This window comes from Streptomyces xanthophaeus (assembly GCF_030440515.1).
Classification (GTDB): Bacteria; Actinomycetota; Actinomycetes; order Streptomycetales; family Streptomycetaceae; genus Streptomyces; species Streptomyces kutzneri.
This window is the reverse complement of sequence record NZ_CP076543.1, coordinates 4,638,612-4,656,050: the sequence shown is the minus strand read 5'-3', so window position 1 is coordinate 4,656,050 and position 17,439 is coordinate 4,638,612. Positions and strand designations below refer to the sequence as shown.

Sequence of the window (17,439 nt, the reverse complement as noted above, 5' to 3'; positions counted from 1 at the left end):
CGAGGAGGCCCCGTACCCCCGGCCCCGCCTCCTACAGCCTGCTCAGTGACGCCGCCGCGAACAGGACGTCGCGGATCGCCTCGCGGTCACCGTGCTGGCCCACCGCCGCCTCCTCCGGGGAGATGTGCCCGGCGGCCAGCTGACAGAACTCGATGCCGTCCAGGGCGATCTCCGCCACCGTGCGTTCCGGCGACGGCTTCGCTCCCGGCGAGTCCAGCGCGATGTCCCAGCCACCGCCGCCCGAACCCTCGATCTCCAGGTGCAGGGTCCGCCCGGGCGCACCCGCCGCGACCAGGCCCCGCGCCGGGGCCGCCAGTCCGGCGCGTCTGCGCTGCGCCAGCGCGCCCGGCAGGAGCCGCGCCGCCGGGTCGATCATCCGGTGCAGGTGCGGGCCGGCCGGCGGCTCGTACGGGTAGTCCACCGCCTCCGCGATGTCCCACGCGTGCACCCAGCACTCGAAGGCCCGTTCCAGGAACGCGTCCCCGAGCGGCAGCGCGAAGCCGCCGTAGTCCACCGCCAGCTCGGCGACTCCCCGGCCGGCGAAGGAGACCGTACGCACCAGCGTGTGGCCCTGTTCCCGCCACGGGTCGCGGACCTGCCGCGTGACCGGGTACGGAGTCGCACCCCAGAAGTGCTCCGTCCGCACGGTCGGCCCGCCCTTCGGCGCGTCCGGACCCAGCGGGTCGTCGAGCCCCAGCGCCGAGGCGATCAGCCCGTCCACGGTCAGCAGATGGCCGATCACCCCCGCCACCGTGGTCCGGTGCGACCGCCGCCGCTCCTCCTCGAACCACTTGAGCCGCACCGGGGTGTGCCACTCCGAGTCCCCGAAGTCCTGCAGCAGCGCGTCGAGCCGCGCGGTCTCCGTGTCGTACGGACTCGCCCACACCGGCACCGGAATGCGGGCCGGCCTCTTGCCCAGGCAGTCTTCCAGGACGCGCGAGCGCAGCAGCGGTTTCAGGTCGAGGTTCTCCTCCGGGTGCAGCAGCCCCACCGCGTCGCGCAGCCGCAGCGCCTCCTCCGCGCAGGGCGCGCACTCGGTGAGGTGGTCCTCCACCGCCTGGGTCTCCTCGGCCGAGCAGGCCGCCAGCGCCCACGCCCCGAGCAGGGACTTCAGCACGGCGTGCGAAGGCGGAGGCGGCACCTCGGCCGGCGGTGGCGGCGGCATCGACCGCGGCGCATGGCCCGGGTCGAGGTCGTCCGCGGCCCCGCGCGGACCCGGTATCCGCGGCGGGCCGCCGGGACGCGCGTATCCGTCATCGGGCGACCGGGGAGGGCCGCTCATCGAGGCGTTCCATATCCGGACCGGGCGGTTTCCTCCTGCGGGAGGGCGTTGGCGGTCGACAGCAACTGCAGCCCGAGCCGCAGCCTGCGCCGCGCCTCGTCCTCACTGATCTGCAGGTCGGCGGCGGCCTGTCGGTAGTCGCGCCGCTTGAAGTAGGCCAGTTCCAGCGCGGCGCGCAGGGGTGCGGGCATCGAGGTGACGATGTAGTCGGCGCGGGCGGCCGCGTTGGCGCTGCGCACCTTCTGCTCCAGCTCCTCGCGTGAGCCGCGGCCCAGCTCGGCCTGGCGCAGCCGGGCCACCGCCTGGCCCTGGGTGATCCGGGCGACCCAGGAGCGCATGGAGCCCTGCTTGGGGTCGTAGGCGTCCGGGTTCTCCCAGATGTAGCCGAAGACCTCGCGGGTGATCCGGTCCGCCGCCTTCTCGTCGCCCAGCACCCGGTGCGCCAGGCTGTGCACGAGCGAGGCGAAGCGGTCGTACAGCTCCCCGAGCGCGGCAGCCTCGCCACGGGCAAGTCGCTGCTGCATGCGACGGTCCCAGCGCGGTGGTGCGTCCTTCGGCATGAATGCCCCCAGCCGTGTGTCGACTCAACGAATGTAGTGGGCACATGGCAGATCGCGCCTGTTTTGCAAGAACCTCACCCTGGAAGTGCGCCCTGCGTGATAGGGGCGTGGCAGGGCGTGAACGGTGGTACGCCCGACGGCACATGGGGACAGGTGTACGCGCCCCACCGCGCTCCCCGTGCGCGGGTTCGATGCGGCCGCCTCCTCGACCACTTCGCTTAACGCTCAGGCCACATAGGGCTTACGCTCCTGCCTTGTCTTGATCTGAACCCCACTGCACATGTGAAGGCGGAACGCCGAAATGGACAGCGCAGAATACGAGCGCAAGATCGCCGCCCGATTCGCCACCTTCGACCAGGACGGGTCCGGCTATATCGACCGGGAGGACTTCAGCGCGGCCGCGAAGGCCGTCCTGGCCGAATTCGGCACCACCGCCCGGTCGGACAAGGGCCAGGCCGTCTTCGCGGGCGCCGAGGCCTTCTGGCAGGGAATGGCCGGCATCGCGGACGTCGACGGGGACCAGCGGGTGTCCCGCGAGGAGTTCATCACCGGGGCCGCGAAGCGGTTGCGCGACAACCCGGAGCGGTTCGCGGAGATCGCGCGGCCGTTCCTGCGGGCCGTGATCGCCGTGGCGGACGAGGACGGCGGCGGCGCGACGCCACCGAACGCGGCCCGGGTGCTGCGCGTCCTGGGCACCGCCCCGGAGCTGGCCACCCAGGTGGCGGCGGCCCTGGACGCGGACCGCGACGGCCGCATCTCGGAGGACGAGATCCTGGCGGCCTTCGCGGGCTACTGCGGCGTGGAGGCCCCCGACGCGTAACGCCTGCGGCGCGCTCGGCGCCTCCAGCCCCGCCGGCGTTTGAGGCGCGGGGTCTGGGGCGGCGCCCCAGGAAGCCGGGCCGCAGGGGCCGGATACCGGTGTGAGGCGCGGTGGGCCCGTGCGGGCCGGCTGCTGGGGGCGCTGCCCCCAGACTCCCGCGCCTCGAACGCCGGCGAGGCTGTGTCGGCTACGCGAAGACGACCGTGCGGGCACCGTTGAGCAGCACACGGTGCTCGCTGTGCCACTTCACCGCCCGCGCGAGCGCCTGACACTCCACGTCCCGTCCGATCGCCACCAGCTGGTCCGGCGTCACCTCGTGGCCCACCCGCTCGACCTCCTGCTCGATGATCGGCCCCTCGTCGAGGTTCGCCGTCACGTAGTGCGCGGTCGCGCCGATCAGCTTCACACCTCGCGCATGCGCCTGGTGGTACGGCTTCGCGCCCTTGAAGCTCGGCAGGAACGAGTGGTGGATGTTGATGATCCGTCCGCTCAGCTCCGTGCACAGCTTGTCCGACAGCACCTGCATGTAGCGCGCCAGGACCACCAGGTCGACGTTCTCGGCGCGCACCAGCTCCAGCAGCTGCGCCTCCGCCTCCGCCTTGGTGTCCTTCGTGACGGGGATGTGCACGAACGGGATGTCGTAGGAGCCGACCAGTTCGGCGAAGTCGGTGTGGTTGGAGACCACGGCCGCGATCTCGACCGGCAGGGCGCCGATCCGCGTGCGGAACAGCAGGTCGTTCAGGCAGTGCCCGAACTTGGACACCATGAGGATGATCCGCATGCGCTCCTCGGAGCGGTGGATCTGCCAGTCCATCTTGAAGGAGTCGCCGATCGCGGCGAAGCTGGCGCGCAGCTTCTCGACCGTCACCGGGGGCTCGGCCTCGAAGTGCACCCGCATGAAGAAGAGTCCGGTCTCCCGGTCTCCGAACTGCTGGCTGTCCACGATGTTGCATCCGGTCATGAAGAGGTAACTCGACACGGCATGCACGATGCCCTGCTTGTCGGGGCAGGACATGGTCAGGACGTACTGGGGCTGGGCCTGGGCCTCGGTGTGCGGGTCGCTCATGACCGCACAGCCTTTCACACCGCGCGGGTGAGGATCTTCAGCACATCGAGCGATGCGGGTCGCACGTCGGGGTCGTCCCCGTCGGCTTCCGCCAGTCGTACGTGCGCCTCGCGCGCGGCACGTACCGCCTCGGGCCACGCGTGGTGCTCCAGGTAGGCGGAGACGGGGGCGTCGGGCCCGACCTGGTGGAGGATGCGGAGCACCCGCAGCACGGCGAGGTCGACGACGGCCGCCTCCTGCGAGTCCCGGAAGATCGTGCCGACGTACTTCTCGGCGGACCAGCTGTCGAGCCAGGTGTCCTCGACGAGCCGGTACACGGCGTCGGTGATGTCGCCGTACGCCTCGTCGCCGGTCAGCCAGGTGTCCTCGTGGAAGACCGGATCGGAAAGCATGTGCAGGGCCGAGCGCACGTTGCTGCGCCAGCGCCACCACGGCATGTCGTTGAGGGGCATGCCGCCCATGGTGGAGGAGCGGCCACCGCGTCGGGAAGAGTTCTTCGAACCTTGGGCGAATGTCACGCTTTCGATCGTACGTTCCTGTTCGGTGCGATCTTGAAGCGCCCATGGGGACCGCACCCCCGTAATTCACCTGGGCGTCACCCGATGTTGTGTCCATCTCACTCGACAGTTACCGGTGGGGCGGAATGGTGCATGGACATGACCATCTCGCGACGCGCCGTATCCCGCTCCCGCACCTTCGTGGCCACGGCGATGGGTGCGTGTCTCATCGCCGGGTGCGGGGTACTCCCCGGCGGTTCGGGGGGCTCCGGGGGAACCGTCACCGTCATGACTTTCGCCCCTGAAGAGACCAAAGCGACCAACATGCCTGGAATGACCGGCATGGCCAAGGCGTACGAGCGCTGGGTGAACTCCAAGGGCGGGATCAACGGTCACAAACTGCGCGTACTGACCTGCAACGAGAAGAACACGCCCTCCGGCGCCGCCGACTGTGCCCGCAAGGCCGTCGCCGAGAAGGCCGTCGCCGTCGTCGGCTCCTACAGCCAGCACGGACGCGCCTTCATGGCCCCGCTGGAGGCGGAGGGCATCCCCTTCATCGGCGGCTACGGGGTCTCCTCCGAGGAGTTCCAGTCCCCCCTGTCGTACCCGGTCAACGGCGGCCAGCCCGTCCTCATCGCCGGCGCCGGCCACCAGCTGAGCCGCGCCTGCAACCAGGTCGCCCTGGTCCGCCCGGACACCCTCGCGGGCGACACCCTGCCGGTCCTGCTCAACGCCGGACTGCGGGCCAACAAGATGACGGACGCCTCCGACATCCGGGCCGCCGAGGACTCCGCCGACTTCGGGCCGCAGGCCCGCGAGGCGCTCGCGCACACCAGCGGCACCGGCAAGGAGAAGGAGAAGGAGAAGGGCTGCGTGACCGCCGTCCTCGGCGAGCGCACCGAGACCTTCTTCGACGCCTTCCGCCGGACCGACGCCCAGCGCAAGAAGCCGCAGATCTCCTCCGTCCTGGGCAGCGTCAGCCAGTCCCTGGTGGACCGCACGGGCGGCAAGGAGAGCCCCTTCGAGGGCGCCTACCTCACCAGCTGGTACCCGGTGGCCGCCGATCCCCTGTGGGAACCCATGCGCAAGGTGGTCTCCGAGTTCGCCTTCGGCGACGACACCGTCGACCCCGACGACAGCGGGGCGCAGACCACCTGGATCGCGTACACCGTGCTCAGCGAGATCCTCAAGCGCCTCAAGGAGGACGAGCCCGTCACCGGCCGCGTGGTCAAGCGCGCCCTGAACGAGGCGCAGCCGGTCAACACCGGAGGCCTCACCCCGGACCTGAGCTGGCGCTACCAGGACATGCGCGCCGTCGCCGGCTTCCCCCGCATCGTCAACGGCCGGGTCACCTTCCAGATCGTGCAGGCGGGGCGGCTCGTCGCGCAGCCCGGCGAGCAGTCCCTGGACATGACCCCGACCCTGGTGACGGCCCCGCCCATGGCCTGATGCGGCAGCAGGTCAGAGCTGGGACTTGTCCCGCTTGGTGAGGCCGTACTTGCCGGCGATCGTGTTCCACAGGGTCGCGGCGGACTCCTTGGCCTTCGTCGCCTCTCCGCTCGACTTGTTGCCCTCGGAGGCGTTCTTGGTGGCCTTGGCCTTGCCGTCCTTGCACTTGTCGTCGTCCACGTCGTCCGCCCAGGCCGCGTAGCTGTTGTCGGCGTCCGCGGAGGACTGCCAGGCCTTGGTCAGGGACGCGGACAGCTTCGCGTGGTCCGGGAGCTGGTCCAGCTTCAGCTCCTGGAGGCGGGTGACGAGCTCCTCGCGCTGGCGGGCCGCGTCGCGCAGGTCGGCGGCCGCCTGGTCGAGGTTGCTGCAGCCCTTGATGTCCTCCACGGCCTTGATCACCGCGGCCCGGCTGTCGTTGCTGTCCGCGAGGAGCTTGTCCAGCTGGACGGCCTGCGGGCGGGCCGGGTCGACGGGGGCCACGCCGCCGGGGGCGGCGGGGTCACCGCTCGCGGTCGGGGCGGCGGCGACCGCGCCGGGGTCGTTGTTCTGCGGCTTGTCGTCGGCGAGCAGCGAGCCGACGCCGAGCCCGACGACGGCCAGGCCGATGACCACCGCGCCGATGATCGCGGGCGAGACCTTGCGCGCGGGCTCCGGGGGCGGCGGGGACGGGGCGTACTGCTGCTGCGGGTGCGGCTGCTGGTACTGCGGCTGCGGCGGCGGCTGCTGGTACTGGGGCTGCTGCGGGCGGGGCGGCTGGGGGCGCGGCGGCGGCTGGCGCAGCACGGGGTCCTGGACCGGCGGCAGGTGCTGGGTGTGCCCGGCGGAGTCGTCGCCCCGGAAGAGCCCGTCGAACCCGTCCACGGCGCGGTCGGCGGGGACGGGCGGTATGTACTGCGTCGCCGCGTCCTCGTGCGCGGGAGCGGCCGGGACCGGCGGGATGTACTGCGTCGCCGCCTCGTCGTGCCCGGGGGCCGCCGGGACCGGCGGAATGTACTGCGTCGCCGCCTCGTCGTGCCCGGGAGCGGCCGGGACCGGCGGAATGTACTGGGTCGCCGCTTCGGGCAGCGGGGGGTAGCCGTAGCCGTGCGGGTCCCCCGGCCCCTCGTAGCCGGGCCCCACCACATGCCCGGGCGCGGCCTCCGGGCCGGGATAGGCCTGCGGATAGCCGTACGCGGCCCCGGGCTGCTGCGGCGGCTGCTGCTGTTGCTGCTGCTGCTCGTACGGCTGCGGGTGCAGCTGTTGTGGCTGCTGCTGCTGCTCCGGGTACGCCGGGTATCCGGACGCCGGGTCCGGACCCCACGGGGCACCCGGCTGGGGGGCGCCCCCTTGTCCGCTCTGCGTCACCGGGACTCCTTCTCCGACTCGCCCGACCCTACGGAACCGTCAGGTCACGCTACCCCGTCACGCACCGCCACGGTGAGAGCACCCCGAAGCCCGTCCGGCCCCGCCCCGGGGATGTCCTGCCGATCAGGCCGGGCCCGCGGCGCCCGACCGACCGCACACCCTCCCTACGCCGTCACCTCCAGCCGCGCCGCGAACTCCCGCACCGCCGCCTCCTCCCGGTACGGCTCCAGCCGCGCCCGGAAGTCGTCCAGGTACTCCACGCCCCGGTTCGAGCGGAGCCCCTCCAGCAGTTCCGCCGCCTGCGTCGCCGTCAGGCAGGCCTGTTCCACCTCCCGCTGCTGCACCTGCGCCGCCGCCAGCAGAAGCAGCCCGATGGCCCGGCGGCGCGCCTTGCCCGCCGGCATGCCCCGCAGGGCCTCCTCCGCCCGCCTGGCCGCCGCGTCCGCCTGGCCCAGGTCCCGGTGGCAGTGCGCCAGCTCGTCCGCGAGGTACGCCGCGTCGAAGTGACGGATCCACACCGGGTCGTCACCCGACTCCGGCTCCGCCCGCTCCAGCGCGCTCACCGCCCGCCCGGACAGCACCGCCGTCGCCCGGGTGTCCCCGAGCAGCGCGTGCCCGCGCGCCTCGGCCGCGTAGAACATGGCCTCGACCCGCGGCGTGACCTGCCCCCGCGTCCCCTCCTGGGCGGCCCGCGCCAGCTGCGCGATCTCCCGCGGGTTGCCCAGTTCGGCGGCGAGATGGCTCATGGACGCCGCGAGCACGTAGCCCCCGTACGCCCGGTCCCCCGCCGCCTGGGCGAGGCGTAGCGCCTGGATGTAGTACCGCTGGGCCAGGCCCGGCTGGCCCGTGTCCACCGCCATGTAGCCGGCCAGCTCGGTCAGCCGGGCCACCGCCGCGAACAGGGCCCGCCCGACGGGTTCCCGGTAGGAGCCGCCGATCAGCCCGGACACCACGGAGTTGAGGTAGTGCACGACCACCGGCCGGACGTGCCCGCTGCCGAAGCGGTGGTCGAGGTCCTTCAGGGCCTCGGTGGTCGCCCGGACCGCCTCCACGTCCGGCATGCCGACCCGCGAGCCGCCGCTGCGGGCGACCTGGGTGTCGGCCCCGGTGATCAGCCAGTCGCGGCTCGGCTCGACGAGCGCGGAGGCGGCCACGCTGGAGCCCGCGAGGAAGTCGCGGCGGCCGACGTCACTGCGCCACAGCTCGCAGACCTGCTCGATGGCGCCGATGACGGTCGGGGAGAACTGCAGGCCGACGCCGGAGGCGAGGTTCTTCCCGTTGGCCATGCCGATCTCGTCGATGGTGACGGTCCGGCCGAGCTTGCGCCCGAGCGCCTCGGCGATGATTCCGGGAGCCCGGCCCCGCGGCTGCTGGCCGCGCAGCCACCGGGCCACGGAGGTCTTGTCGTAGCGGAGATCGAGGCCGTGTTCGGCCCCGCACATGTTCACGCGCCGGGCGAGCCCGGCGTTGGAGCACCCGGCTTCCTGGATGAGCGCCTGCAGCCGTTCGTTCGGCTGGCGGGCGACGAGAGGCCTGGCTGCCATGAAAACCCCCTGCTGACCGCGGGTGATCCGTTGGAATGATCACTTCCCGCCTGATGTGCGGAGAATCTTCCGCTCTGCGTCGTGTCGCTACCCAACTCCGGCGCCCCGGCCTCCTACGCGCCCCCACGCGTGCATCAGTGCGCCCCGTATGCAGGATCGATGCTCCGCCCGCCGCCTGGTTTACGCCCGTAACCCCGGGTGACCCGAGGAGTTGTGATGGGCGTGGAAGAGACCATCGGAGTCACGGAGACCGCACCCATCCCCAAGCAGCGCGGCGAGCAGCTGCTGGACCATGCCGTGCGGTACGCGGAAGAACGGCACTGGGATGTCTTCGCCGGCACCTGGTTGGAGCCCGGGGACGGCCGCGAGCTGTGCTCCTGCGGGGCGGCGGACTGCCCGGCTCCCGGCGCCCACCCGGCGGTGAAGGACTGGGCGGCCCAGGCCACCGGCAGCGCGGTGCAGGTCCGGCGGATCTGGGCGAAGCACCCGCAGGCCTCGATCCTGCTGCCGACGGGCCGGACGTTCGACGCGCTCGACGTGCCCGAATCGGCCGGGTTCCTCGCGCTGGCACGGCTGGAGCGGATGGAGCGCACCCTCGGACCGGTCACCCTCACGCCCGACCACCGGATGCTGTTCTTCGTCCTGCCCGGCGCCGGTGTCAAGGTGCCCGACCTGGTGCGCAAGCTGGGCTGGCCGGCCGCCACGATCGACCTGGTGGCGCGGGGCGAGGGCGAGTACGTGGCCGCGCCCCCCACCCGCTTCGGCGGCCGGGGCTCGGTCCAGTGGGCGCGCCGGCCCACGCCGGCGAACCGGTGGCTGCCCGACACGGAGGAGCTGATCGACGCGCTGGCGTACGCGTGCGGCAGCGAGGCCGCGGCGGAACGCAAGCGCCGCCAGGGCTGACTCCGGAGCCCGGGACTCGGAGCCCGGAGCCCGGAGCCCGGAGCCCGGCACCCCAGGACTCGGAACTCGCCTGCCGGACCTGCGGAATCAGGGCGAAAACTGATGACATAAGTAACTGCTCAGGCCTCTCCCCCTCCTCCTATGGTGAAGAAGGAACGACCAACGGGGACGTAAAACGGGAGGCGGGCGCATGCCGGACCAGGGCGATGCGACGGGTGGAACGTACGGGACGGGTGGCGCGCGATCCGCGCCGCCCGCCGTGCGGGTGGAAGGTCTGTGGAAGCGGTTCGGCGACCAGGTGGCCGTCGCCGGGATCGACCTGGAGCTGCCCGCCGGGCAGTTCATCGGTCTCGTGGGCCCGAACGGCGCCGGCAAGACGACCACGCTGTCGATGGTGACCGGACTGCTGCGCCCGGACATGGGGCGGGTCCACGTCGCGGGGCACGACGTGTGGGCGGACCCGACCGAGGTGAAGGCGCGCATCGGCGTACTGCCCGAGGGTCTGCGGCTCTTCGAGCGGCTGTCGGGGCGCGAACTGCTCGGCTACATGGGCCGGCTGCGCGGGCTGCCGGGCGAGGAGACCGACAAGCGGGCGACCCAGCTGCTGGACGTCCTCGACCTCGCGGGCTCGCAGCACAAGCTGGTCGTGGACTACTCGACCGGCATGCGCAAGAAGATCGGCCTGGCGGCGGCGCTGCTGCACAACCCCGAAGTGCTCTTCCTGGACGAGCCGTTCGAGGGCGTCGACCCGGTGTCGGCGCAGACCATCCGCGGGGTGCTGGAGCGCTACACGGCCTCCGGCGCCACGGTCATCTTCTCCTCCCACGTGATGGAGCTCGTCGAGTCGCTGTGCGACTGGGTGGCCGTGATGGCCGCCGGCCGGATCCGCGCCGCGGGCCCGCTGGCCGACGTACGCGGCTCCGCGCCCTCGCTGCAGGCCGCCTTCCTCGAACTGGTCGGCGCCCACGGGCGCGACGCGGCCGGAGACTCGCTGGAGTGGCTCGGCGGCGGCTCCGGGGCGGGATCGCGATGACCTCGCCCGCCAACCCGGCCGCCGGACCGGCCGGCACAGTGACCACACCCGCCACCAGCTCCACGGGGACCCCCGGGGCCGCAGGGGCCGCAGGGGCCGCAGGGATCTCGTCCGTCGCGTCGGTCCCGCTGACCCCGGTCTTCGTCCGCCTCAAGCTGTCGCTGCTGCGCAACGGCCTGAAGGGCTCCTCCAAGCGCAAGGCCGCCTACTTCTCGACGCTCGCCTTCGCCCTGGTCGTCGGCTTCTTCGTGACGCTCGGCCTGGCCCTGCTGCACGGGAACGCCCACGCCGGCACGGCCGTCGTCCTGCTGGCCGCGATCCTGGCCCTCGGCTGGGCCTTCATGCCGCTGTTCTTCCCCACCGGGGACGAGACCCTCGACCCGAGCCGGCTGGTCATGCTGCCGCTGCGCCCGCGTCCTCTCGTACGGGCCCTCCTCGCCTCCTCGCTGGTCGGCATCGGACCGCTGTTCACGCTGTGCCTGGCCATCGGCTCCGTACTGGCCGTCGCCCGCGGCGCCGCCGGCGCGGTGGCCGCCGTGGTGGCCGCGCCCCTGCTGGTGCTCGGCTGCGTGACCCTCGCGCGGGCGGTTGCCACGGCCAACGTGCGGCTGCTGACCAGCCGCAAGGGGCGGGACCTGGCCGTGCTCAGCGGCCTGCTGATCGCGGTGGGCGGGCAGCTGGCCAACTTCGCCAGCCAGAGCCTGTTCCAGGCGGGCGGCCTGGCCTCCCTGGAACCCGTCGAGGCCGTGGTGCGCTGGCTGCCGCCGGCGACCGCCGTCGCCATGGTGGACTCGGCGAGCGAGGGCGCGTACGGGGTGGCGGCCGCCCAGCTGGCCCTGACCGTGGCCGCCGTGGCCGCCCTCCTGTGGTTCTGGGAGCGGAGCCTGACCCGGCTGATGGTCACCCCGGACGGCTCGACCATCACGGCGGCCCGGCCTGCGAAGGACCGCGGCGCGGGCGGCCTGTGGTCCCTGCTGCCCGCCGGGCGGACGGGCGCGACCATGCAGCGCACGCTGCGCTACGCCGTCCGCGATCCGAAGACCAAGGCATCCTGGGTGACCGCGCTGGCGATCGGCCTGATCGTCCCCGTCTTCAACGCCCTCCAGGGCTCGGGGTCCGTCTACCTCGGCTGCTTCGGCGCGGGCATGCTCGGCATGCAGATGTACAACCAGTTCGGCCAGGACACCTCCGCGTTCTGGATGGTCGCGCAGACCATCTCCTCCACGCGTGACGCGTACGTGGAACTGCGCGCGCGGGCCGCCGCACTGGCCCTGGTCACCGTCCCGTACACGATCCTGGTCACCGTGATCACGGCCGCGCTGCTCGGCGACTGGTCGGCCCTCCCGGCGGCCACCGGCGTGGCCCTGGCCCTGCTGGGCTCGATGCTCTGCACGGGGGCACTGGCCTCGGCCCGCTTCGCGTACTCGATCCCGTCGGACGGCGCCTTCAAGAACGTCGCCCCGGGGCAGGCCGGGCTCGCCTGGGCGGGCATCTTCGCCGGGATGCTGGTCTCGGCGCTGGCCTCCGCGCCGGTGATCGCCCTGACGATCTGGCTCACGGCGGACGGCCACCAGGACATCTCCTGGATCGTGCTCCCGCTGGGCGCCGCCTGGGGCGCACTGGCCACCTGGACGGGTCTGCGGCTCGCGGCCCCGACGGTGGCGGGCAAGCTCCCGGAGATCCTGTGGGCGGTCAGCAAGGGCTGATCACCGACCACCGCTCACCGACCACCGGTCACCGACCACGCCGGAACGGGCCGGCCTCCGAATCCCCTTGCGGGGGCGGAGGCCGGCCCGTTCCCGTGGGCCCGGCGTCAGTGGGCGGCGAGCAGGACGAGTACGGCGATCGAGCCCGCGAAGACGACGACGTGCCGGAGGTTCTGGAGGTACGGCATCACCCAGTCGGGGAAGCCGTCCTCGGCGGCGCGGAGCATGGACCTGACGTCGATGCGCTGCAGTTCGGCGTCGCCGGACTTGGCGAAGGCGGCGGTCACGGACGGCACGGCGGTCAGGTTCGAGTAGAGGATCACGCAGTTCACGAGGATGACGAGCGGCTGGACGACCCAGGACACCGTCCCGCTCCACGAGCTCCCGGCGACCTGGAGCACGGCGGGCAGGACCAGGGCCGCCGCGATCCCGACGGGCGCCCAGGTCTCGTGCCCGCCGGCGTCGAGCCGCATGCCGTTCTCGGCCATGGCGGTGGTGCGCACCCCCTGCCGCCCCAACTCGGCCTCGACGGCGGCCTGGGCGCGGGCGCCGTAGCGGCTGCGGACGACGGGGATGCTCAGGAAGGCGGCGGCGATCAGGAGCTGCAGGGCGGCGACGGCGTCCATCGGGGGGTACCTCGTTTCTCGGTGCTTGCCTGGTGACGCCGCCACCATGAAGCCGCCCCCTGACAACCCCCGAACAGCCCGCTGACAGACCGCTGACACGGCCCGGCGGGCAACGGCGACGGGCCTGATCGCCGTCGACGGCTCAGAGCCCCGGGGCCGTTGTCGGTGGGACGGTCGGCGCCGGGGCGGGGTCTTCGGGTGGTCAGGGGGCTTCGGCCTTGATGCCGTCGAGGAAGGGTTCCAGGACCTCGCGCCAGGCCGTCGGCTGGTCGTAGTGGAGGTAGTGGCCCGCGTCGGGGATTTCCGCGTACTGGCCGGCCGGGAGGACGCGGACCATTTCCTGGGCCTCGGCCCGGCCCAGTTCGCCGTCGAGGCCCCGGACCACCAGGGTCGGGCAGCGGACCTGGGCGAGCTCCTCCCAGTGGGCGTCGTGGACCCAGGTCTCGCGGGCCGTCAGCATCTGGCGGCGGGAGAAGACCGGGCGCCAGCCGTCCGACGCCTCGTGCATGACCTCGGCGAAGAAGGCGCCGCGGCCGGGGTCGGGGCGTTCCACCCGGGGGTCGTCCTCGCCGAACCAGCGGCGGGCCGCGTCCTGGGTGGGGAAGGGCAGGGGCCAGTGGTGGAACCAGTCCTCCCATTCCTGCTGGGAGGCCGCGCCCAGGGCGGAGGCGCGCATGTCGCAGATGACCACGGCTTCGACCAGGTCCGGGCGGCGGGCCGCGAGCTGCCAGGCGGTGAGGGCGCCCATGGAGTGGCCGATCAGCGTCACGGGGGCGAGACCGAGCTGCTCGACGGCCGCTTCGGCGTCGGCCACGAAGGCCTCGCGGCCCAGGGAGGTCGGGCTGCCGTCGGGGGCGGCGGGCGGGCGGGCGCTCTGGCCGTGTCCGCGCTGGTCCAGGGCCACGACGCGGCGGCGCTCGCGGAGCCAGCGGGCGGTGCCCGCCCAGTGGAAGGCGCGGCCCATCAGGCCGTGCAGTAACAGCACCCCGGGGCGGGTGTCGGGTCCGGCCTCTGCTTCGCGGAACTCCCAGGCGGCCAGGCGCACGCCTTCGGCCCCTGTCACATCGACGCGCTGTACCACCGCAGATGCACCCCCTTCGCTCCCCGCCAGACTATCGAACCCGTATTCGAAAACGGGTTTCTCGCCCACAACACCGCTCTTTCGAGTGACCTTGCTCAAGGATTGACCGCCGCTGCCGATGGAGATCCTTTCAACAGGGAGGCGGGCCGATCGGGGAAGACGGTCCGAGGGGACGACCTTGAGAGCTCGGGGCTCCAGGTCACCAGGGGAGGACCGGTCCCGGCGCCGAAAGGCGCCGGGACCGCCCACACCAAGGGCCGGTCATCCGTACGGGTCACGACCCGTGGGACAGGACCCCCCGGGGCACAGCTCGTACGGACCGGTCCACCGGACACATCCGCGCCGGCGCGAACGCCGTCAGGCGAACACCGGCGCGCCGGGAGTCAGCGCTTCGCCACGAACACGTGCGAGGCGACCTCCGCATCCAGCTCTGCAGCCTCACCGCCACTGCCGACCAGCACACCACCCGGCGACTCCGTCACGCTCACCACCGAGCCGGGCTGCACGCCCGCCCGCCGGAGCGTATACATCAGCTGGGCGTCCGTCTGGATCGGCTCACCGATACGCCGGACGACCACGGTCTTGCCCTCGGTGCCCGGGTCGAGCTCGGACAGACTGACCATGCCGTCCTCCAGGAACGGGTCCGCCTCGGCCTTCTCACCCAGCTCCTCCAGCCCCGGGATCGGGTTCCCGTACGGCGACTCGGTCGGGTGACGCAGCAGCTCCAGCACCCGCCGCTCCACCGCCTCGCTCATCACGTGCTCCCAACGGCAGGCCTCCGCGTGCACCTGCTCCCACTCCAGGCCGATCACGTCGACGAGCAGACACTCCGCGAGCCGGTGCTTGCGCATGACACGCGTGGCCAGTCGGCGCCCCTCCTCCGTCAGTTCGAGGTGCCGGTCGCTGGCGACGGCCACCAGGCCGTCCCGCTCCATGCGCGCCACCGTCTGGCTCACCGTCGGACCGCTCTGGTCGAGCCGCTCGGCGATGCGGGCGCGCATGGGGACCACGCCTTCCTCTTCCAGCTCGAGGATGGTGCGGAGATACATCTCCGTGGTATCGATCAGTCCGGACATTCGTGCCCCTCGGATTGCGTGCGCTGGCCCTGCCCCCAATTCTGACGCATCGGGCCGACAACCGTCCCGTGCCGTGGGTCAAGACCGCTCCCGGACATCTCCCGGACATCCCCCGGAAGATCGTCCGAGGATGTCCGGGGCGCGCGACCAGAGCTTTCGGCCCGGGATTGACGTTCGTATTGACACGCCCTTGGTCCAGACCGCACGGTGAGCGGCGGACACGGACGCTCCCCACCCCTGGAAGGGCCATCGGCGTATGAGCGAGAGCAAGCTGGCCGGTCAGTTCTTCGACGCCGCCATCGGTCTGCTGGAACGGGTGCGGGACGAGGAGGCCCCGCACATCGCCGAGGCCGGCTCCCTCATCGCCGACGCGGTCGCCGCCGGCAACCGGCTCTTCGCCTTCGGCGCCGGACATTCCTCACTGCCCGCCCAGGACGTCGTCTACCGGGCCGGCGGCCTGGCCCTGATGAACTTCCTCGCCGTCCCCGGCACCGCCGGCGTCGACGTCATGCCCGCGACCCTGGGCAGCGCCCTGGAACGGGTCGACGGCCTGGCCGGCGCCGTCCTCGACAGCAGCCCCGCCTCCGACGGCGACATCCTCGTGATCATCTCCCTCTCCGGGCGCAACGCCCTGCCCGTCGAGATGGCGATGAACGCCCGCGCCATCGGCCTCAAGGTCATCGGCGTGACCTCGGTGGCGTACGCGACCGGAACCAAGTCACGGCACGTCTCCGGCACCTTCCTCAAGGACCACTGCGACGTCGTCCTCGACAGCAAGATCGCGGTCGGCGACGCCGAGCTGACCCTCGACGGCATCGACGCGCCCTTCGCCCCCGCCTCCACCGTCGTGACCAGCGCGATCATGCAGGCGGTCATGGCGGCGGCGGCCGGCGAGCTCGCCGCCCGCGGGGTCGAACCCCCGCTGCTGCGCTCGGGCAACGTCGACGGCGGCCACGAGTGGAACGGCCGCGTGATGCAGGAGTACGGCGACCGGATCTTCTTCCGGCACTAGGTCGTCTCAACCCGGGCCGCGTCAGCCCGCCCCCGGGCCGGCCGGACCCGCCGCCAGGTCCAGGTCGGCCGCGACCCGGGCCGCGACCTCCTCCGCGTACGCGGCGTCCGCACGCTCGAAGGCCGCCCGCGAAGGCCCGCGCACGAACGTCAGCGCCCCCAGGGTCCGCCCCCGGCTCCGCAGCACCGTGCACAGCACGTGCGCGGCACCCTCGGGCCACTGACGGGCCCGCGCCCACTCCGCGTCCGCCTCCCCCCGCGGGGCGCTGGTGCGCACCGAGCCGATCCGGTCCAGGGCCTGCAGCGCCGGGTGCCCGGCCGCGTAACGGACGGGGATCGACCCGGGGCCCGGCAGCGCCGGCGGGGACGCGGCGGACCGTACGAGCCTGCGCCGCTCGGGGTCGGCCGTGGGGTCCAGTACGTCCAGCAGCGCGTGCTCGGCGAAGCCGGCGAGGGCGAAGTCCAGGCGTACGGCGGCCGCCTCGGCCGGGTCCTCGCACTCTGCGGCGGCCCGCCCCGCACGGTGGAGCTGGTGCGAACGGAACCGCAGCTGCGCGGTGTCCAGCTGCTCCTGGCGTGCCTCGGTGACGTCCTGGAACAGCCAGCCGACGCCCAGCGGCACCGGCTCCTCCGCGAGCGGCGAGGCCAGCCGCAGGAACCCGCACCGCCAGCACCTGCGCCGCACCCCCTCCGGCGTGGGCACCGACACCCACATCTCCACCGGCGCGGGCGGGGCCCCCTCGGCGAGCACGTGCTGGAGCGCACCCTCCAGCTCCTCCACGCCCTGGGTCAGCAGTTCTCCCAGGGGCCGCCCGAGCAGTGCGGTGCGGCCGGTCCCGAAGGCGCGTGCGGCGTGCGCGTTGACCACGGCGGGCCGCAGGTCGACGTCGACCAGGACGACGCCCCACGAGGCGTCCTCCATCAGGGCCTCGCTCAGCGCGATGGAGCGTTCCAGGTCGATCTGGGCGTGCACCTCGCTGAAGGCGCAGTACACCCCGGCGGGTTTCCCGTCCGCGCCCGGCACCCCGGCGGACTGGGTCCGTACGAGGACGCGCCCGCCGTCCTTGGTCAGCAGGGCGAACTCGTGCACCTGCCGGCCGGGCACGTGCTGGGCGGCCATCAGCCGGTCCTGGACGTCGTGCGCGTCGGCGGCCCGCACCGCCCAGCCCTCGAAGCCCTTGCGGCCCACGGCCTCGGCGGCGGTCCAGCCCAGGATCCGCTCGGCCTCGCGGTTCCAGTGCGTGATCACGCCGTCGGAGTCGAACGCGCACAAGGCGGCGTCCATCCCGTCCAACAGCGCTGCGAGCAGATCGTCGGCGGTCTCGTCACGTCCGTAAGCACTCACCTGGAACCCCCAGCAGGTGTTGGCGTGTGCGGCACGTCAGATCATTGAACTGGAACGTGACGCAGCCCACACCGCTTTCGGGGAAATCGGTGCGCC

The 17,439-nt window shown here is 72.7% G+C and carries 16 protein-coding genes; 6 read left to right on the top strand and 10 right to left on the bottom strand.

The window, feature by feature from the left end:
* Positions 1-31: 31 nt before the first annotated feature.
* Positions 32-1,282, bottom strand: coding sequence for a zf-HC2 domain-containing protein (locus KO717_RS20650; RefSeq protein ID WP_301370100.1), 1,251 nt, complete (start codon positions 1,280-1,282; stop codon positions 32-34).
* Positions 1,279-1,842, bottom strand: a complete 564-nt coding sequence (locus KO717_RS20645) for a sigma-70 family RNA polymerase sigma factor (protein ID WP_030732432.1) — start codon at positions 1,840-1,842, stop codon at positions 1,279-1,281. Before KO717_RS20645 ends, KO717_RS20650 begins: the two co-directional genes overlap by 4 nt.
* A 301-nt stretch (positions 1,843-2,143) precedes the next feature.
* Between KO717_RS20645 and KO717_RS20640 the strand changes: the two genes are divergently transcribed.
* The gene (locus tag KO717_RS20640; RefSeq protein ID WP_301370098.1) at positions 2,144-2,662 is read left to right on the top strand and encodes an EF-hand domain-containing protein; all 519 of its coding nucleotides are present in this window, start codon (positions 2,144-2,146) and stop codon (positions 2,660-2,662) included.
* Positions 2,663-2,849: 187 nt separating this feature from the next.
* On the opposite strand, the gene purU is transcribed toward KO717_RS20640, so the two are convergent.
* Entirely contained in the window at positions 2,850-3,728 is an 879-nt protein-coding gene (gene purU / locus KO717_RS20635) for a formyltetrahydrofolate deformylase (protein ID WP_189735167.1), read from the bottom strand.
* Between the two features lie 14 nt (positions 3,729-3,742).
* A complete protein-coding gene (locus KO717_RS20630) occupies positions 3,743-4,189 on the bottom strand; it encodes an SCO4402 family protein (protein WP_301374636.1) in 447 nt (148 codons plus the stop codon).
* A 195-nt stretch (positions 4,190-4,384) separates the two neighbouring features.
* Between KO717_RS20630 and KO717_RS20625 the strand changes: the two genes are divergently transcribed.
* On the top strand, positions 4,385-5,674 hold the full coding sequence (locus KO717_RS20625; protein ID WP_301370095.1) for an ABC transporter substrate-binding protein: 1,290 nt from the start codon (positions 4,385-4,387) through the stop codon (positions 5,672-5,674).
* A 12-nt stretch (positions 5,675-5,686) separates the two neighbouring features.
* Here the strand turns inward: KO717_RS20625 and KO717_RS20620 are convergent, their stop codons facing one another.
* The gene (locus KO717_RS20620) at positions 5,687-7,018 is read right to left on the bottom strand and encodes a hypothetical protein (RefSeq protein WP_301370093.1); all 1,332 of its coding nucleotides are present in this window, start codon (positions 7,016-7,018) and stop codon (positions 5,687-5,689) included.
* Positions 7,019-7,182: 164 nt separating this feature from the next.
* Positions 7,183-8,562 carry a transcriptional regulator gene (locus KO717_RS20615; RefSeq protein ID WP_301370091.1) on the bottom strand — a complete coding sequence of 460 codons (1,380 nt, stop codon included), beginning with the start codon at positions 8,560-8,562 and terminating at the stop codon, positions 7,183-7,185.
* 222 nt (positions 8,563-8,784) lie between these two features.
* On the opposite strand from KO717_RS20615, the gene KO717_RS20610 reads away from it, so the two are divergent.
* The 3 genes from KO717_RS20610 (at position 8,785) to KO717_RS20600 (ending at position 12,204) form a co-directional block, all read left to right on the top strand.
* The gene (locus tag KO717_RS20610) at positions 8,785-9,465 is read left to right on the top strand and encodes a bifunctional DNA primase/polymerase (protein ID WP_301374635.1); all 681 of its coding nucleotides are present in this window, start codon (positions 8,785-8,787) and stop codon (positions 9,463-9,465) included.
* A gap of 190 nt (positions 9,466-9,655) precedes the next feature.
* Positions 9,656-10,498 (top strand): ABC transporter ATP-binding protein, encoded by an 843-nt coding sequence (locus KO717_RS20605; RefSeq protein ID WP_301370089.1) that lies wholly within the window; start codon positions 9,656-9,658, stop codon positions 10,496-10,498.
* Positions 10,495-12,204, top strand: coding sequence for a transporter (locus tag KO717_RS20600; protein WP_301370087.1), 1,710 nt, complete (start codon positions 10,495-10,497; stop codon positions 12,202-12,204). The genes KO717_RS20605 and KO717_RS20600 overlap by 4 nt, the downstream gene beginning before the upstream one ends.
* Before the next feature lie 107 nt (positions 12,205-12,311).
* Here the strand turns inward: KO717_RS20600 and KO717_RS20595 are convergent, their stop codons facing one another.
* The 3 genes from KO717_RS20595 to KO717_RS20585 all read right to left on the bottom strand — a co-directional run bounded on the left by KO717_RS20595 (position 12,312) and on the right by KO717_RS20585 (position 14,987).
* Positions 12,312-12,830, bottom strand: a complete 519-nt coding sequence (locus tag KO717_RS20595; protein WP_301370086.1) for a hypothetical protein — start codon at positions 12,828-12,830, stop codon at positions 12,312-12,314.
* Positions 12,831-13,032: 202 nt separating this feature from the next.
* Positions 13,033-13,911: an alpha/beta fold hydrolase gene (locus tag KO717_RS20590; protein ID WP_301370085.1), complete on the bottom strand. Its 879-nt coding sequence runs from the start codon at positions 13,909-13,911 to the stop codon at positions 13,033-13,035.
* Between the two features lie 383 nt (positions 13,912-14,294).
* Positions 14,295-14,987, bottom strand: coding sequence for a metal-dependent transcriptional regulator (locus tag KO717_RS20585; protein WP_030706734.1), 693 nt, complete (start codon positions 14,985-14,987; stop codon positions 14,295-14,297).
* A gap of 256 nt (positions 14,988-15,243) precedes the next feature.
* Between KO717_RS20585 and KO717_RS20580 the strand changes: the two genes are divergently transcribed.
* Complete coding sequence (locus tag KO717_RS20580; protein ID WP_301370081.1) at positions 15,244-15,999, top strand: SIS domain-containing protein; 756 nt, start codon at positions 15,244-15,246, stop codon at positions 15,997-15,999.
* A 21-nt stretch (positions 16,000-16,020) separates the two neighbouring features.
* Here the strand turns inward: KO717_RS20580 and KO717_RS20575 are convergent, their stop codons facing one another.
* Positions 16,021-17,283, bottom strand: a complete 1,263-nt coding sequence (locus KO717_RS20575; RefSeq protein ID WP_437184647.1) for a PAS domain-containing protein — start codon at positions 17,281-17,283, stop codon at positions 16,021-16,023.
* Positions 17,284-17,439: the final 156 nt, after the last annotated feature.

Coding starts and splice junctions, on each gene's coding strand:
- KO717_RS20650 (WP_301370100.1), bottom strand. CDS start 1,282: ATGAGCGGCCCTCCCCGGTCGCCCGATGACGGATACGCGCGTCCCGGC.
- KO717_RS20645 (WP_030732432.1), bottom strand. CDS start 1,842: ATGCCGAAGGACGCACCACCGCGCTGGGACCGTCGCATGCAGCAGCGA.
- KO717_RS20640 (WP_301370098.1), top strand. CDS start 2,144: ATGGACAGCGCAGAATACGAGCGCAAGATCGCCGCCCGATTCGCCACC.
- purU (WP_189735167.1), bottom strand. CDS start 3,728: ATGAGCGACCCGCACACCGAGGCCCAGGCCCAGCCCCAGTACGTCCTG.
- KO717_RS20630 (WP_301374636.1), bottom strand. CDS start 4,189: ATGGGCGGCATGCCCCTCAACGACATGCCGTGGTGGCGCTGGCGCAGC.
- KO717_RS20625 (WP_301370095.1), top strand. CDS start 4,385: ATGACCATCTCGCGACGCGCCGTATCCCGCTCCCGCACCTTCGTGGCC.
- KO717_RS20615 (WP_301370091.1), bottom strand. CDS start 8,562: ATGGCAGCCAGGCCTCTCGTCGCCCGCCAGCCGAACGAACGGCTGCAG.
- KO717_RS20605 (WP_301370089.1), top strand. CDS start 9,656: ATGCCGGACCAGGGCGATGCGACGGGTGGAACGTACGGGACGGGTGGC.
- KO717_RS20600 (WP_301370087.1), top strand. CDS start 10,495: ATGACCTCGCCCGCCAACCCGGCCGCCGGACCGGCCGGCACAGTGACC.
- KO717_RS20595 (WP_301370086.1), bottom strand. CDS start 12,830: ATGGACGCCGTCGCCGCCCTGCAGCTCCTGATCGCCGCCGCCTTCCTG.
- KO717_RS20585 (WP_030706734.1), bottom strand. CDS start 14,987: ATGTCCGGACTGATCGATACCACGGAGATGTATCTCCGCACCATCCTC.
- KO717_RS20580 (WP_301370081.1), top strand. CDS start 15,244: ATGAGCGAGAGCAAGCTGGCCGGTCAGTTCTTCGACGCCGCCATCGGT.
- KO717_RS20575 (WP_437184647.1), bottom strand. CDS start 17,283: ATGGACGCCGCCTTGTGCGCGTTCGACTCCGACGGCGTGATCACGCAC.